Raw genomic sequence first — 15,792 nt, 5'->3', positions numbered from 1 at the left:
CCGCCGAATTTAGTAAACAAGCATGGACCCGCTCCACCCTTTCGTCAATTTATGCGCTGCTCAAAACGCATGAGTGGCATCAATGACGGTTTGCCGCAAAAACAACTCAAACTGGTCACTGGGCATCGGCTTAGCGAATAAATAGCCTTGAATTTCCTGACAGCCCTGTTCGCGCAAAAACTCCCGCTGTTCAACCGTTTCCACACCTTCGGCTATGGTCCGCAAACCCAGGCTGGCGGCCAAACTAATCACCGCATTGACAATGGCTTTATCTTCCGAATCAGTACTGATGTCGCGGACAAAAGATTGGTCAATCTTTAATTTGTATACTTTAAATTTCTTCAGATAACTCAACGACGAATAACCGGTACCAAAGTCGTCGATAGACATGCGTACTCCGCGCTCGTGCAATTTATTCATCACCGCTATAGCCGCTTCTGGATTCTGCATCGACACGCCTTCGGTCAATTCCAATTCTAAATATTCGGGCGGCAAGCCCTCCTCTTCCAAAATACACGACACCATCTCCGGCAAGGCCGGATGGCTAAATTGAGCAGCCGAGAGATTGACCGCCATGATCAAAGGCCCCAATCCCTGATCAAAGCAGGTTTTCGCTTGTCGCACCGCCGTTTGCAATACCCACTCACCGATAGGCAAAATCAGCCCGCTGTCTTCTGCCACCGGGATGAATTCGGCCGGCGAAACCATGCCAAACTCGGGATGCCGCCAGCGCAACAAAGCTTCCGCACCGATCACGCGCCCGCTATGAATGTCCGCCTGCGGTTGATAATAAACATGCAGTTGTTGACGGTCCAAGGCATGGGATAAGGCATTAACCAGTTGTAAATTGCGCTGGGCGCGGGCTTGCATTTCCGGTGTAAAAAAGCGGTAACCGTGCCGGCCATCGGTTTTGACTCGGTACATGGCCACATCAGCGCTTTTGGACAGACTTTCCAGGTCCTCGCCGTCGTTAGGATACAAGGCTATGCCAATCGATGCGCTCATCGTCAAATCGAATTCCTCAATCCGGTAAGGTTCGGCTATCGCATCAAGAAGCTTCTGCGCGACATTCGCGGCCCCGCCGGCATCTGTGCCCGGCAACAAGAAAATAAATTCGTCGCCGCCCAAACGGGTCACGGTATCTTCTTCGCGTAACACGGCACAAAGCCGATTGGCTAACTCCACCAATAGCGCATCGCCGACGCTATGCCCCAAGGTATCGTTAATATTTTTGAAATGATCGAGATCAAGAAACATCAGAGCTAAGTGGCCGTTACTCCGTTTGGCCAAACTCAATGCATATTTCAAATGATCGTCCAATTGACTGCGATTCGGCAAGCCGGTGAGCGAATCGTAATTGGCCAAGTAATAAATGTGCTCCTCCGCCTGCTTACGTTCGATAGCCAAGGCGACGAAATGCGCCACCATTTCCAGCAAGCGCAATTCATGTTTGCTGGGAACAGCAGGGTGGCGATGATAAATCGCAAAGGTACCCAGCACTTTTTTACCGGCGGAGAGTACCGGCTCCGACCAGCATGCCGCCAAACCCGCCCGTTCTGCCAGTGGCAAAAAAGGCTGCCAAAAGGGATGCTCGGCCAGATTTTCCGCAATCGTTCTTTGCCCGGTGTACGCGGTATTGCCGCACGACCCCGCCCCGGCACCAATTTTTAGCCCATCGATCGCCTGATTGTAGAAATCCGGAAGACTAGGCGCCGCGCCTAGCCGTAGACGTTCGTCATCATCCACGAGCAAAATCGAACAAACGCTACCAGCCAACATAATTTCCAGTTCGGTAACCGCATCATGCAAAATATCCGTCAACTGCAGGTTACCGTTGAGCCGTTCCAGCATAAACACCCGCAAACTTTCCATCTGCTGCGCTTGCTGGCGCTCGGCCTCACGCTCGAAGCCACCGATGGCATGATCGATGTCCATGGCCATTTCCAACAGCAGATTGCGCGCGGCATCGTCAAACACATTGATTTGATCGCCGTACAGCATAAACGCCCCAGCCGGCTTGCCGTTTCGATGCAAGGGTAAGGCCGCGGAAGCCTGCCAATCGAATTTTGCCCCACGCGCATGCCAGGCTACGGTGGCGGGGTCGTGTTGAAAATCCTGACACCAATATGGTTTGTCCTCTCTGACTGCGGTACCGGTTGGTCCGCACCCGGTCGGCAGGTTCTCGTCTATTGATATTTCAATGCCATCCAGATACTCGATGCCGATGCCATAACAGGCAACCGGTTTAATAGTTTGGCTGTTTTGGTCAAGCATGCCGATCCAGGCCATTTTCATGCCGCCAAATATCACGGCGTCGCGGCAGATTTGCGGGAATAATTCGGCTTCGCTGGTACAGCGCACGATGGCTTGGTTACATTGACTTAGCGCGGCATACAATTGCGTCAATCGCAGATTTCTTGCCTCGGCAGTGCGGCGCGCGGCTTCAACGCTTGCCAAACTTGCCCGCGTTTCCGCCAACCAGCCCAACACGCTGTTGCGCATGCCCTTGCTTACCGGAATATCGGCGGAAAAATCGCCGCTACCCAGCCGCACGATCTGATCGTGCAATTCGTCGACCGAGGCTCCCAATATTGCGTGTAAAGTCCGATACGCCCGCCAAAGCGTCAATAGCAACATTACCCCGAACACCACAAACACCACCCGCAACCAAAAGGCAATACGCGCTCTGGCAACCACACTCTGTTGCGTGCGCAGGTCTATCAATTCGAAGGCGTCGATGATCGATTGCATGACTTTCGCTTTTGCTCGATGGTAAGTCGCATCGTGCAGCATTAGATTGGCTTGATGCCATTTGCCGTCGGGCATTCCCTGATTCGAATCAACCATGTCCATCGCCGTGCGCTCTATTTGGATAAGTGCAGCGGAATCGGTCGTGGCTTCGGCCATTTTCGCCAGTTCCTGCTCGGAAAACCCGGCTTGCCGCATCAACTCCAGCAAGGCCACTGACTGAGTGCTTGATTGCGGCGCCGGATGAGCATTCGCGATCACCAAGTCCCAATACATGTCATGATAATTTTCGGGCCTCGGCAGTTTGCCGTCGCGAATGTCGATAATCTCTTGAAAATAGTGTTTATAAACCGGATCGCCGGTCGCGACATAACTGCGCGCCACATGCGAGAGATCGTTGGACGATTGCCTAAATTCATCGGCCAGCAAGTGTGATGCAAAGCGGATTTCGTTGGCGCGATCAATTTGCTTCTCGGCGCGCACGTAAACCGCGAATGCAATCACGAAAATCACAAACATGGCCAGATTCAGCCACAAAATTCGGGAAAACCGGGAAAAGTAATACGGTCGCGTCATTTTGCTTATTCCGTTATTCAACTCCAAAATTGACACCAGCCTGCCAAAAACTTAAAACCAACCGGCCGAAAACCACGAGTAATATAAGTGAAATATAAGGTGAACCATAACGCTAAAGTTTTCCGGCTTTCGGTGCGGACGCCCGAACCATGGGGCTTATCTGTTGAAAATGGATGTCGGGCCTATCCAAACGAATCACTGCGATTACCTATTCACCATTGTGTAAGCGGCTTTTTGCGGCATACTGGCGACTATAATTAAACACAAAAACATTCGGTACTTCACCATCGTAAGCCCCTTAGGGGAGATCATGCATGCAAAAATCCACTCTTACATTCAGGCTCTTGGTCTTCATGCTGTTCGCCTTACCAACGTTTTCGATGACAGCAAACGCGGTTCCGCTGCAAGTTGGCCAATCGGCACCGATATTTCAACTGCAAGCGCATGCTGGCGACCCAGTAAGTTTAGCTGCTCGGCGCGGGAAAGGTTGGACGGTCTTATATTTTTATCCCAAAGCCGGTACGCCCGGATGCACTGCGCAAGCTTGCGCTTTCCGCGACGCCATCGAACTTATCCGCAAACAAAATGCCGAGGTATACGGGATCAGTACGGATGACGTCCAAGATCTGCTGGCATTTCATCAGCAGCACAAACTGACCTTCACCTTATTGTCTGACGCGGACGCCAAAGTCAGCGAAGCCTACGGCGTAAAAATGCCCATATTGAACATGGCCAAACGCTGGACCTTTATCGTAGATCCCGACTTAACCATACGCCGTATCGATGACGATGTAGACCCGGCCCTGGATGCCAAACGGGTCGCGGAAACGCTGAAGCAATTGCAGGCGAGCGGGAACTGATACAAAGCCAAGCGTATAAATATTCACCCAACCGGGCAACTCTTAGCGGGTTTGTAGCTCACAACCATCCTGCCCGCTTCAAACGCCAATACAAGGCCAAGCTGCACACTGCCACGCTGCCCACTACCAAGGGATAGCTATAGGGCCAATCCAGTTCCGGCATATGTCGGAAGTTCATGCCGTACCAACTGAATACCATAGTCGGTATCGCTAAAATCGCCCCCCAACCGGCCAAGCGTTTGACCACCTCGTTTTGCCGCACGGTCTCGAAAGTCAGATGCACCTGCATCGCCGCCAGCAACATCTCGCGCATGCCGTGGATAGCCTGATCAACACGCTTGATGTGATCGGCGATGTCGCGGAAATATACTCTGACATCCTTATGTATCAGGCCAACATGAAAGCGCATCAACTCGTTGCAAATGTCGATAACCGGATTAATCGCCCCTTCCAAAAGCAATAATTCGCGCTTTAGCTCGTATAAGTCTTCCATGGTTTGCCGGCTGGGCCGGTATTGAAATATCGCGGATTCCAGTACATCGAAACGGTCTTGCAAGCCGGCTATCGCCACCATGTAATTATCGACGATGAAATCCATGATCGAATACAAGGCAAAACCCGGCCCCTTGCTGAGTTGGTGCGGCATGGCCTGACAACGCTCGCGCACCTTGCTCAAACTTTGCGACGCGCCATGGCGCACGGTGACTACAAAGCGCGGCCCCATAAAAATATGCGTCTCGCCGAATTCCACTTTTTTCTCGATCAATTCCGCCGTGTGCAACACGATAAACAAGGAATCGCCGTATTCCTCGATCTTCGGCCGCTGGTGCGCAGCACAAGCGTCTTCAATCGCCAGATCGTGCAAACCAAACTCCTGCTGAATTTTTCTCAATATCTCGGCATTCGCCTCGCGTAGACCCAACCAGATAAAGGTATCGTCTTTCAGCAACACTTCGCTGATGTCTTCGATGGTAACGTCACCGATGCCCAGGCCTTTTTGATAGGCCACGCAGCGCATCACCATGTTTTTATCGATAGTTTCGCTCAAAATGTCTCCTGTTTATTTGGAAATGGTGATTTCCGGCGCACCTTTGCGCGCCAAATCGGTCATGGTCATTTGAAAAATCTGGCATAACAATCTAAAACCTTCCCGATTCCATTGATAGCCGGTTTCCGGCTCTAAGGCATAATAATTGTCGCCGAAACGCACGCTAATATCGGTTGACGACGGCTCGTCTTCGCTAACCAGCAAGGCCATGGTTTGCGCAGGATTCTCTCTAACCGAAGGCGTTTGCGGATGTTTATCGACAGGATACTCCGGATCGTCGCTTATCGTTTGACCGATAAAATTCAATACATTGTGAAAACTGCGCAAACGAAACACGCCATGCAGCGGCCACTCGCCGCCAGGATAGCCTGCTCGAATATCGACGCTGACATCGTTCTCGGCGCCTTGATCGGCTTCTTCATGCAAACGCAAACGCTCTTCGTTGCTCAATGTTACGGGATCGTAATTAGTCAATAATATCCGCCCCGTCACCCGCTTAGTTAAGGTTACTTGTTTTTGCTCGGCGTTAAACTCCACTTTATAGTCTTTTTGTAAAGCCGCCAATTGCTCGGCGTTTAGCGATTCGGCAGGCAAACTCCAGCTGCGATTGAATATCAACGGTTCCACAAACAACTTATGGCTATCCTGAATGGACGACAAATGCAGCACGGCTTGGCGGAACAGCCTATAACCGTCACCATCCATGGGTTTGTTCAAGTACACGCCAGCCTGCTCGCCGCCGTTTAGCCGCAGCTCGCCAGCAAGCAGACGCATTACCAAATCCACGTCCACGCCTTGCCGCAACAACATGGTCAGCTTGCTTTCCTGAAACGGTGTCAACAAGCGCCGGGTAAACTCTTCGCCTTCGATGGGTACGATACTGATAGTCGGATTTTCCGACATCGTCCCGCCAAATACCGGTGTCATCACCGAACCGACTTCACCGGTAAAAGCCGGCGTGGCGCCGGCATTGAATTGAAAATTAAACGTAGCGGCGATGTTCGAAACACCGGTGAAATGCATGGGTTGGTGCTGATGGGCCCGGCCGATATTCAGCAACAACTGTTTCGACAAAATATCGGTGGCAACCTTGTCGTATTCGACAACTGCCCTGTCCAGCGCCAGCGGCGAAAAGCAGCCTTGCAAAGCACATAAAGCCAACACAGTCGTGTACCTGACGGCGAAAGGCACGAGAGAATAGCAGCAATTCAAGCTCATCTTTTCTGTCCAAACCAAAAATGAGAGAGTGTGCCTGCTACGCCATCCAAAACGCAAGTAAGCTGATGGACACACCGAGACGCATACCGGAAATACTCCGAGTCGTTTTAAACTGCCGAACCTAATTCTGCTAATCGGATTACGAGCATGAAAATTCACCATCTAAGCCCCGAAGAAGCTCTGGACAGTTTAGGCTCCAGCATGAACGGCCTCGCCGATGCCGCCATTGAAGGCCGTTTACATGAATTTGGCTTCAACCGTATCGAGGAATCGAAAAAAACCTCGGCGTTGCTACTGTTTGCCCAAGAGTTTCTGCACTTTTTTGCCTTAATTTTATGGCTGGCAGCCGGCTTGGCGTTTTTCGCGGAATCCCGGCAACCCGGAGAGGGCATGGCCACTTTGGGCTATGCGGTGCTGGGCGTCATCGCGATCAACGGCTGTTTCTCATTCTGGCAACGGCATCAAGCCGAGCAGGCGATTGCCGCATTACAAAAGCTGTTGCCGCATCAAGTTAAAGTGATCCGCGACGGCGAGCTAAGCTTGGTGTTCGCCGACGAGTTGGTGCCGGGCGACCTGCTGGTATTACAGGAAGGCGATAACGTGCCAGCTGATTGCCGGCTGCTGGAAGCATTTAATTTGCGGGTAAACAACGCCACCATCACCGGCGAGTCACTCCCTAAGGGCCGCGATGCGCAAGTGTCGGATGTCGAGGACATCAGCCAAAGCCGCAACATCCTGCTGGCCGGTACCTCGGTGGTGGCCGGCGAAGGTAAGGCACTGGTGTTTGCTACCGGCATGCATACCGAGTTTGGCAAGATCGCGCATACCCTAAAAACCACGGTCAAAGGCCAATCGCCGCTGCAATTGCAAATCCGCCGCCTCAGCCGTTTCGTGGCTTTGTTGGCCCTGCTGTTGGGCGTGGTGTTTTTCTTTATTGGGCAAATCATCGGCCTGACCTTTTGGGAAAACTTCATGTTCGCGATCGGCATCATCGTCGCCAACGTGCCGGAAGGCCTGCTCCCCACCGTCACGCTGTCGCTAGCGATGGCTACGCAGCGCATGGCCAAGCGTAATGCCTTGATCCGCAATCTGCCCTCGGTGGAAACCCTGGGCTCAACCACGGTAATCTGTACCGACAAAACCGGTACGCTGACTCAAAACCGCATGGCGGTTAAGCAGCTGTTTCTGGACAATCAATATTGGCAACCCGAGCAATTGGGCAGCGATAGCCTGCAACATCACACCGCCTTTTTAGCCAACGCGGCTTTGTGCCATAGCCTGAAACATGTGGAAGGCAAAGGTTTGCTGGGCGACCCGATGGAAGTGGCACTGGTGTCGATGGCACATGAACAAGGCATGCGCATCGATTACCCGAAAATCGGCGAAGTGCCCTTCGATACCGACCGCAAACGCCTGTCGACTATTCACAATACACCACAAGGCAAAATGTTGTTTTGCAAAGGTGCGCTGGAAATGGTACTGCCGCTGTGCCAGCACATTTTGATGCACGGTAACGTAGAACCTCTCGGTGACGCTGGTCGTCAACAGCTGGTAAACGCTCTAAAAACCCTGGCCGACCAGGGATTGCGAGTGCTGGCGTTTGCCTATCGGCCCCTATCGGACCCTGTCGAAGCCGAGCCGGAACAAGCCTTGATTTTCAGCGGCCTGGTCGGTCTGGAAGATCCGCCGCGGCCGGAAGTCGCGGATGCCATCTCGCAATGCCATATCGCCGGCATTAAAGTCATCATGATCACCGGCGACCATCCGCATACCGCGGTGGCGATTGCCCGGCAGATCAAACTGATCAAATCGGATAATCCCAAGGTGATTACCGGCGATAAACTGAAAAAACTCACGTCCAGCCAGTTGCAGGTGGCCTTGGATGCGCCGGAGATTATTTTCGCCAGGGTCGGCGCCGACCAGAAAATGCTGATCGTGGATGCCTTGCAGCGCAAGAAACATGTGGTCGCGGTGACAGGTGACGGCGTCAACGACGCACCGGCCTTGAAGAAAGCCGACATCGGCATTGCGATGGGCAAGGCCGGTACCGATGTCGCCAAGGAAGCGGCCGATATGATTTTGCTGGACGACAACTTTGCCAGCATCGTGGCCGCCATTGAGGAAGGCCGCGCGGTGTTCGACAACATCCGCAAATTCCTCACTTATATCCTCAGCTCCAACATCCCGGAATTGATTCCTTATCTGGCCTTTGTGTTGTGCAAAATTCCGCTGCCATTGACCATCATCCAGATTTTGGCGGTTGACTTGGGCACCGACATGCTGCCGGCTTTGGGCTTGGGCGTGGAAAAGCCGGATGCATCCGCCATGAACAAACCGCCGCGCTCTTACAAGGAAACGCTGATCGACTGGCGCTTGCTGGCCAGGGCTTACGGCTTCCTGGGTCTGCTGGAAGCACTCGCGGCAATGGCTGCATTCTTTTTTGTGTTGCATCGCGGCGGCTGGGATTATGGCGAGATATTGTCCAACCATCACCCGCTCTACCTGCAAGCCACTACCGCCTGCCTGACCGCTATCATCATGATGCAGATCGCGAATGTGTTTATTTGCAAACAGCGACAACGCGGCCTGTTGGCCACATCATTTTCGGACAATAAGCTGATCCTGTCCGGCATCGCTCTAGAAATTGCGTTGATTCTGACGATTGTCTACACGCCCTGGGGCAACGCGCTGTTCGGCACCGCGCCGATAGACATCAAAGTTTGGCTGTTTACCTTGCCGTTTGCGCTCGGCATGCTGCTGCTGGAAGAATTCAGAAAATGGTTGGTGCGGCGCTTCGCGCTTTTTCCTGTCCTGGTAAAACCGCTGAAACTGCGTAAGCGCTTACTGAGTCGTCACTAAGCAATCACGCCCACTAGGCTACCCATCCTTCCGCCTAAGCAGCGGCAGCACGCCGATAAAACATCGGAAAAGCGATAGGCGATTACGGACAATCAAAACCTGACGTGTAGATGCAGGTCACACGGCGTTCAGATTCCGGTTAACAACGCCGATGCGGCTTTTTGATTGTCTTGATATAGCTTGAGCGCGTAGCTAGCCACCTGGTTTTGCAACTTTCCCTTGTTCAAGTCAGCAGCCGTTTGCGCATAGTCAGTGTCTTGAATACGGCTGCGGGTTTCGGCCAGATTCTGATAGCTGCTGCTCAGATTCGCCAGATTTGAATTCAAGCCTGCAGCAGTACTTGCCAAGTTACCCTGCTGATTCCCGACATGTTTAATCGCACTGTCTATGCTATCCAGCGCATTGGACGCATTTGCAGCGCTCGATACATCCAATCCCGACACACCCAGGGCTGTGCTGGATACATTACTGAGGCTTAAGCCAAGGGTATCGCCGGGATTGGGGCCGATTTGCAATTGACCGGAAAAACTGCCGTCCAACAGTTTTTGATCGTTGAACTGGGTGTTGCCGGCGATACCATCAATGCTTTTACCCAAGCCGTTGATCTCGTCCTGAAGGCTTTGCCGATCAGCGGCCGACAGAGAGCCGTTTCCGGCTTGCACCGTCAGTTCACGAATGCGTTGTAGGTTGTCGGTTACCTGAGTTAATGCGCTACCGGCTGTATCCGTGAGCGACAGACCCTTGCCGATATTGCCGATTGCTTGGTTTTGCCCTCCCAAGCGACTGCTTATGGCATCGGCAATTGCCACCCCGGCAGGGTTGTCGGCGGCCGAATTGATCCGCTTCGCGGAGCTAAGGCGCTGGATGCTGGTTTGGATCAGACTTTGGGATTTGTCCAGGTTGTTAGTATTGATTGACGACAACATGATGTCACCTCGCTTACTGTTTTTTGACGGCCTCTTGCTTATCTAACTGAACGGTAATCAGGCTAAGCAACGATGTCTATTGAGCTCCCCACCGCTTTATTGTCATCAGCAGCAGAAGTTGTGGTTATACCCGCCACGGTTTGCGAATAGGTAGACGGTCTTACCTCGGCGTTCTGAATAGTCTTAGTTAACTGCGCGCCTGCATCTTGAAAAGCGTTGGACAGATTCAGTCTTAAGTGCGCGGCGTCAGAGTCCACCTTGGCCTTACTGGCTTGGGAATCGAGCGCCTGGGCTTTGGCTGCATATTGGTCGGCTTGGGCTTGAACGGCATCCGCCTGTTTTCTCAAGGCTTGCGCCATTTGCTCGGCTTGGTCGGCATTTCTTTTGGCCGTCAGCGCGCTCAACTGTTGAAAGCCGGATTGATTAACACTGGAAACAGTTAGGGAAGACATAGCGTTCTAAACTCCCTGAATACACCGCAGGCTGGCGGCAGGTTTCGGAATGAACATGCAGTTTCACTCCAATACGACACCGTATTACTCCAGGTTCAGAGGAATGTCAAACACCAATTTCGGATATTGCCGGCACTAAGCGCAGCAAAGAAACCTCAGCCCGATAACGCCAACGATTGCCGACAATCTTCGCCAGCATTCGCTGCCCACTCCCGCTGACAAGCAGCTCGAAACTGACTAAAATGCAGGCGATTTTTCTGCTGAGCCGCCGGGAAACCCGGTTGCGATTAGTCCACCAACTACGCCCGCAATCCACATGAACCACGAAGTTATTGCCACTAGGGTAGAACATATCGCCATGGCGACAGGCATCATTGCCGGGCTATCGGCTGTCGCGGCGACAATAGCCACGCCGACCGGCCTAAGCGCTTTTGGCTTCTGGTTGGGGCTGGTCGATGAACCTTTGATAGTAACCGTCGCGCCTATTCTGGATAAATTAGCCACGGTATGCGGCACCATTTCCGGCATGACCTACTTTTATGCTGTCAGGAAAAAGCGGCAAACCGCTAAGCAATCTGTATCCGATCATTCCGCACCATCCGATTAGATCAAATTCGCTCAAACACCAAACCTCTGGATTGCCCCGAGGCGTTGCTTAGTACATCCTGGAAAAAAGGCCCTCTCCAATACGTTAACTAAACAGTCAAAAGAGCTTACCTGGATAAGACCGCGTAGCGGGCCTTATCCAGGTCTTTATCTCACCTTCTACGTCTGTGCTTACTTAGTTTATCGAGCTTGTTTGAAGCTTCCTCAAACGATTGCAGCATGTTGTCAAAGGCCTTGGTATCAGCAGTAGCGCCGACGGCAGGCTGAGTGGAGGGTGACCCACTCTGTTCAGTCTTGTCGGTGGTGTCTAGCGATGGCTTGAGAACTTCCGAGCTGCTGGGCTTGGGTTCAGACGCAGCGTCAACGGTGGGATCAATATCGAGATCATAGTTCGCGCTGTCGCTTTTTCCGTCGTTGACCAAATTGCGCCGATATTGCAGGAAGGATTCCCGAGTAAACACATACGGGTCTAAAGCAGCCTCATTGATAAAGTTCAACGCCCCTTCGGCATTTGCCCGATCATTAATCCCCTCGAGAATACCGGTACCCGGCACGTAGGTACCTGGGTTGGCGGTCTCTATCGAGGATGCCCGCGCCGCCATCGCGAATAGTGGTGGGCCCAAAAACCGGCAACACCAAATACGCACCTTGCCCGACTCCCCACACAGCCAAAGTTTGCCCAAAATCTTCAACATTGTTTTTTAAACCGACCTCGCTGGCGACGTCTATTAATCCACCCACGCCAATAGTGGTATTGGTTAAAAAGCGTCCTGCGTCCGAAGCGCTCTGTTGGAATTTACCCTGAAGGACGTCGTTGAGCACCACGTTAATACCCTTCAAGTTGGTGAAGAAATTATTGACGCCAGTTTCCATGAAATCAGGTGTAATAAATTTATAACCATCGGAAACCGGTTTAAAAAAATATTTGTCCAGTGTCATATTAAAACCGTACATGGACCGGTTAAATCCCTCGTACGGATCAGCATGGCCCGCTTCACTAAAGGAAAGCTCGTCACGCTTTTCCGTACTCGCGCATCCGGGCAGCAGCAGTGCACTGGTCAATAAACACACTTCTATCAAAAGTGCCCGGTTCTTGCCTGGATGCAATTGGGTAAACATCGCTTAAAAATCCTGAAAGTAGTTTGTTTCTGGAAGCTTTAATTGTAGGGTTAAGACTTAAACCACTCCATATTAAAGAATCGATTCGCTATTATAGCTTTTGTCGTCGTCTCACATTGCCTTTTTGCAGTGTTCCATGCTCTGCCTGAAAATTCCACCGCCAAGCTTTAAATCTACACAGCGTCCTGCATATTTGGCTAGACTAAACCTTTATATCATAGCAAACCAGGCGTATGCGGGAAGAACACAAATCCGAAGACAGAAAGCTGGACATCAACCAGATCGTAAAGTGGCTGGAAGAAGACGGCATGTTATCCGCCAAGGATGTCGAAAAATGCCGGCAGTACGCAGCCGCCAAAATCAATCTCAACAAGCACCCGTTAAAGGTCTTAGCCGAGTGCGAACTCGCCGACCAAAGCCAGCTCGGCACACCGTTGACGCAAGAAGACTTGACCCAATGGCTGGCGAAAAAGCTGGCTATGCCTTACTACTATTTCGACCCACTGAAAATCGACGTACCTACGGTCACTGCCTTGTTCAGCAAGGCTTACGCCGGCAATTATAATATTTTGCCGATCAAGATCGACGCCGATGAAATTGTGGTAGCCACCGCCGAACCCTTCATCCGTGCCTGGCAACTCGACCTGGCGAAGATGCACCACGGCAAGATTCGCTGCGTGTTTGCCAATCCGGACGAGATCAAACGCTATCTGGACGAGTTTTATAACTTTTCCAAATCGCTGAAAGGTGCGCAAACCCACAATGACGGCCGCACTGCGGAAGGCCAGAACTTCGAACAGTTGGTCGAGCTGAGTAAAAGCGCCGATTTGGACGTGAACAATCAGCATGTGGTGAATTTGGTCAACTGGTTGCTGCAATATGCCTTCGACCAGCGCGCCAGCGATATTCACATCGAGCCGCGCCGTCAGCAAGGCAATGTGCGATTCAGGATCGACGGCATTCTGCACAAGGTTTATCAACTACCGATGCCGATTATGAATGCGGTCTTAAGCCGCTTGAAGATTCTAGGCCGGATGAATATCGCCGAGAAACGCCTGCCGCAAGACGGCCGGATCAAGACCCAAAATAGCAACGGCAAAGAGATAGAACTAAGGCTTTCCACCATGCCGACTGCGTTTGGCGAGAAGCTGGTGATGCGAATTTTCGACCCGGAAGTGCTGCTGCGCGATTACGAGCAGCTCGGTTTTAATAAACAGGAGCTGGGGATTTGGAACCGGATGACCAGCCAGACCCACGGCATTATTCTGGTAACAGGCCCGACTGGCTCCGGCAAAACCACTACCTTATATTCCACGCTGAAGCGCTTGGCCACCTCGGAAATCAATCTATGCACCGTGGAAGACCCCATCGAGCAAATAGAGCCGGCTTTCAATCAAATGCAGACTCAGGCCAATATCGGCTTGGATTTCGCCAGTGGGATTCGCACCCTACTTCGGCAAGATCCAGACATTATTATGGTCGGGGAGATTCGCGATTTGGAGACGGCGGAAATGGCCGTGCAAGCTTCGCTGACCGGACATTTAGTGATTTCCACCCTCCATACCAATAGTGCGCCGGCTGCGGTGACACGTTTGTTAAATCTTGGCTTGCCAGGCTATCTGATTCAGCAAACCATTTTGGGGGTAATGGCGCAACGCTTGATAAGGGTGCTATGTGGGCAATGCAAAACCGCGACAACCGTAGACCAAGCACAGTGGCAGGCATTGGTGGCGCCGTTTAAAGTCGCTACCCCTAAACACATTTATAAAGCTGTTGGTTGCAAGACCTGCCGCAATACCGGCTTTGCCGGCCGTATCGGCATCTACGAAATTTTCGAAAACCAGCCGACCCTGCAAAAATTGATCGTGGAAGGCTGCGACACACTGTTGCTGCAACGCCAAGCGATCAGAGAAGGTATGCGCCCGTTGCGGCTAAGTGGCGCGGAAAAAGTTGCCGCCGGCATTACCACCATTGAGGAAGTGTTGCGGGTGGCGCCGGAGCGGATAGATTTTTAAATCTGTCGACCAAATACAAATTTATTGATCGCCTAGATTAGGATAAAACCGAGAAGAGACAGCAGACTCCGGAAAAACCCGGCCTAAGCCGATGCCTTATTTCCCTGCTAAAACGATATAGGCCAATGAAACCGCCCTATAGTAAGCCAGCTTAATCCTGGCGTTTTTTCCGATTTACGTTGATGTTGCTCGCAACAGTCGTTGAAGCAAATAGTGCCGATGAAAGAATAAATTCGCCTGACATAAAACCGATCACGCCGGTGATAAAAGCCAAACCGTTCAAAATATCTTTTTGTAAGTCATTCATTTTTGTTACTCCGTAATAAACACGCTTACACTATAAGATAGATATAATTTATCAACAATACCCTCGAATACATATTGTTTGTTTTACAAAAAGAAACAATAGCCAGGTTATCTTGCTAAAACAAGCAATGACAACGCACTTTAGTGGATCAGGAACGCTGAGGTTCCTGAATGCAATATCTCAAATTACTGAACGGTTTTGCCCTTAATACTCGGCATCATGGAAAACGTTTTGCACGTCATCCAGGTCGTTCAACATATCCAAAAACTTTTCGAACATCACCACATCGTCGCCGCTGATAGGGGACACGCTTCTTGGTATAAACTGAATTTCATCCACTTCAAAATCGATCTCGCCCAACAAATCTGTTAAGGCCTGCTTGGCTTTCGCGTAGTCGGCATGAGGGGTAAACACTGTCAACTTGCCGTCCTCGTTTTCGATGTCGGACACATCCACATCCGCACTGAGCAGGGCTTCCAACACGGCATCCTCGTCGTTGTGTTTAAACGCCAGAATTGCCGAATGATCGAACATATGGCTGACAGCACCTTGCGTACCGATCTTGCATTTGGTTTTGGTAAAACACAGCCGTACATCGCCAAACGTGCGATTCGGATTGTCGGTCAAGCAATCGACGATCACCATGCAGCCACCAGGTCCAAAGCCTTCATAGCGGGCAGGCGCAAAATCTTCCCCGCCGCCGCCCTTGGCTTTATCGATGGCTTTTTCGATGACATGCGTAGGCACTTGGTCTTTTTTGGCTCTATCGATCAACCCCCGCAAAGTCAAGTTGCCGGATGGATCGATACCGCCGGATTTGGCGGCCATATAGATTTCCCGACCATATTTGCTGTAAACCTTGGCCTTGGCATCAGCCGTCTTGGCCATGGACACTTTACGGTTTTGATACGCTCTACCCATTCGACTTTTGCTCCCCGGATCGCTTGGCAAAAAAACCGCGATTCTACAGATAAGTATTTGCTGTGGGAATTTTTTGACCGGTATAAGCCAGGTCCGACTCTAGGAATGATGGTTAGACTCGCCGCAAAACCAAAATC

Annotated in this window: 11 protein-coding genes and 1 pseudogene; 4 read left to right on the top strand and 8 right to left on the bottom strand. The window is 51.6% G+C overall.

What is annotated here, in order from left to right:
- Positions 1-60 precede the first annotated feature (60 nt).
- Entirely contained in the window at positions 61-3,324 is a 3,264-nt protein-coding gene (locus ACH5Y9_RS03885; RefSeq protein WP_445368592.1) for a bifunctional diguanylate cyclase/phosphodiesterase, read from the bottom strand.
- A 314-nt stretch (positions 3,325-3,638) separates the two neighbouring features.
- Here ACH5Y9_RS03885 and ACH5Y9_RS03880 point away from each other — a divergent pair, with 314 nt between their 5' ends.
- Complete coding sequence (locus ACH5Y9_RS03880) at positions 3,639-4,184, top strand: peroxiredoxin (RefSeq protein ID WP_445368591.1); 546 nt, start codon at positions 3,639-3,641, stop codon at positions 4,182-4,184.
- A gap of 58 nt (positions 4,185-4,242) precedes the next feature.
- Here the strand turns inward: ACH5Y9_RS03880 and corA are convergent, their stop codons facing one another.
- Positions 4,243-5,208, bottom strand: coding sequence for a magnesium/cobalt transporter CorA (gene corA, locus ACH5Y9_RS03875; RefSeq protein ID WP_171697772.1), 966 nt, complete (start codon positions 5,206-5,208; stop codon positions 4,243-4,245).
- A 36-nt stretch (positions 5,209-5,244) separates the two neighbouring features.
- Positions 5,245-6,450, bottom strand: coding sequence for a hypothetical protein (locus ACH5Y9_RS03870; RefSeq protein WP_445368590.1), 1,206 nt, complete (start codon positions 6,448-6,450; stop codon positions 5,245-5,247).
- Positions 6,451-6,597: 147 nt separating this feature from the next.
- On the opposite strand from ACH5Y9_RS03870, the gene ACH5Y9_RS03865 reads away from it, so the two are divergent.
- Positions 6,598-9,309, top strand: a complete 2,712-nt coding sequence (locus ACH5Y9_RS03865) for a cation-translocating P-type ATPase (RefSeq protein WP_445368589.1) — start codon at positions 6,598-6,600, stop codon at positions 9,307-9,309.
- Between the two features lie 128 nt (positions 9,310-9,437).
- Here ACH5Y9_RS03865 and ACH5Y9_RS03860 read toward each other — a convergent pair whose 3' ends face one another.
- Both ACH5Y9_RS03860 and ACH5Y9_RS03855 read right to left on the bottom strand, forming a co-directional pair.
- Positions 9,438-10,235, bottom strand: a complete 798-nt coding sequence (locus ACH5Y9_RS03860) for a flagellin (RefSeq protein ID WP_445368588.1) — start codon at positions 10,233-10,235, stop codon at positions 9,438-9,440.
- Between the two features lie 62 nt (positions 10,236-10,297).
- Entirely contained in the window at positions 10,298-10,687 is a 390-nt protein-coding gene (locus ACH5Y9_RS03855) for a hypothetical protein (RefSeq protein ID WP_033155315.1), read from the bottom strand.
- Positions 10,688-11,003: 316 nt separating this feature from the next.
- On the opposite strand from ACH5Y9_RS03855, the gene ACH5Y9_RS03850 reads away from it, so the two are divergent.
- Positions 11,004-11,294, top strand: a complete 291-nt coding sequence (locus ACH5Y9_RS03850; protein ID WP_445368587.1) for a hypothetical protein — start codon at positions 11,004-11,006, stop codon at positions 11,292-11,294.
- 151 nt (positions 11,295-11,445) lie between these two features.
- Here ACH5Y9_RS03850 and ACH5Y9_RS03845 read toward each other — a convergent pair.
- Positions 11,446-12,232, bottom strand: a pseudogene (locus ACH5Y9_RS03845) (MlaA family lipoprotein).
- A 413-nt stretch (positions 12,233-12,645) separates the two neighbouring features.
- On the opposite strand from ACH5Y9_RS03845, the gene ACH5Y9_RS03840 reads away from it, so the two are divergent.
- On the top strand, positions 12,646-14,427 hold the full coding sequence (locus tag ACH5Y9_RS03840) for a GspE/PulE family protein (protein ID WP_415880442.1): 1,782 nt from the start codon (positions 12,646-12,648) through the stop codon (positions 14,425-14,427).
- 151 nt (positions 14,428-14,578) lie between these two features.
- Here ACH5Y9_RS03840 and ACH5Y9_RS03835 read toward each other — a convergent pair whose 3' ends face one another.
- Together ACH5Y9_RS03835 and ACH5Y9_RS03830 are read right to left on the bottom strand one after the other, a co-directional pair.
- The gene (locus ACH5Y9_RS03835) at positions 14,579-14,734 is read right to left on the bottom strand and encodes a hypothetical protein (RefSeq protein WP_165385973.1); all 156 of its coding nucleotides are present in this window, start codon (positions 14,732-14,734) and stop codon (positions 14,579-14,581) included.
- Positions 14,735-14,938: 204 nt separating this feature from the next.
- Positions 14,939-15,655 (bottom strand): YebC/PmpR family DNA-binding transcriptional regulator, encoded by a 717-nt coding sequence (locus ACH5Y9_RS03830; protein ID WP_205450703.1) that lies wholly within the window; start codon positions 15,653-15,655, stop codon positions 14,939-14,941.
- Positions 15,656-15,792: the final 137 nt, after the last annotated feature.

The organism is Methylomonas sp. BW4-1 (genome assembly GCF_052474385.1).
The sequence above is the reverse complement of the archived record's forward strand: the minus strand, read 5'-3'. Positions and strand labels throughout refer to the sequence as shown.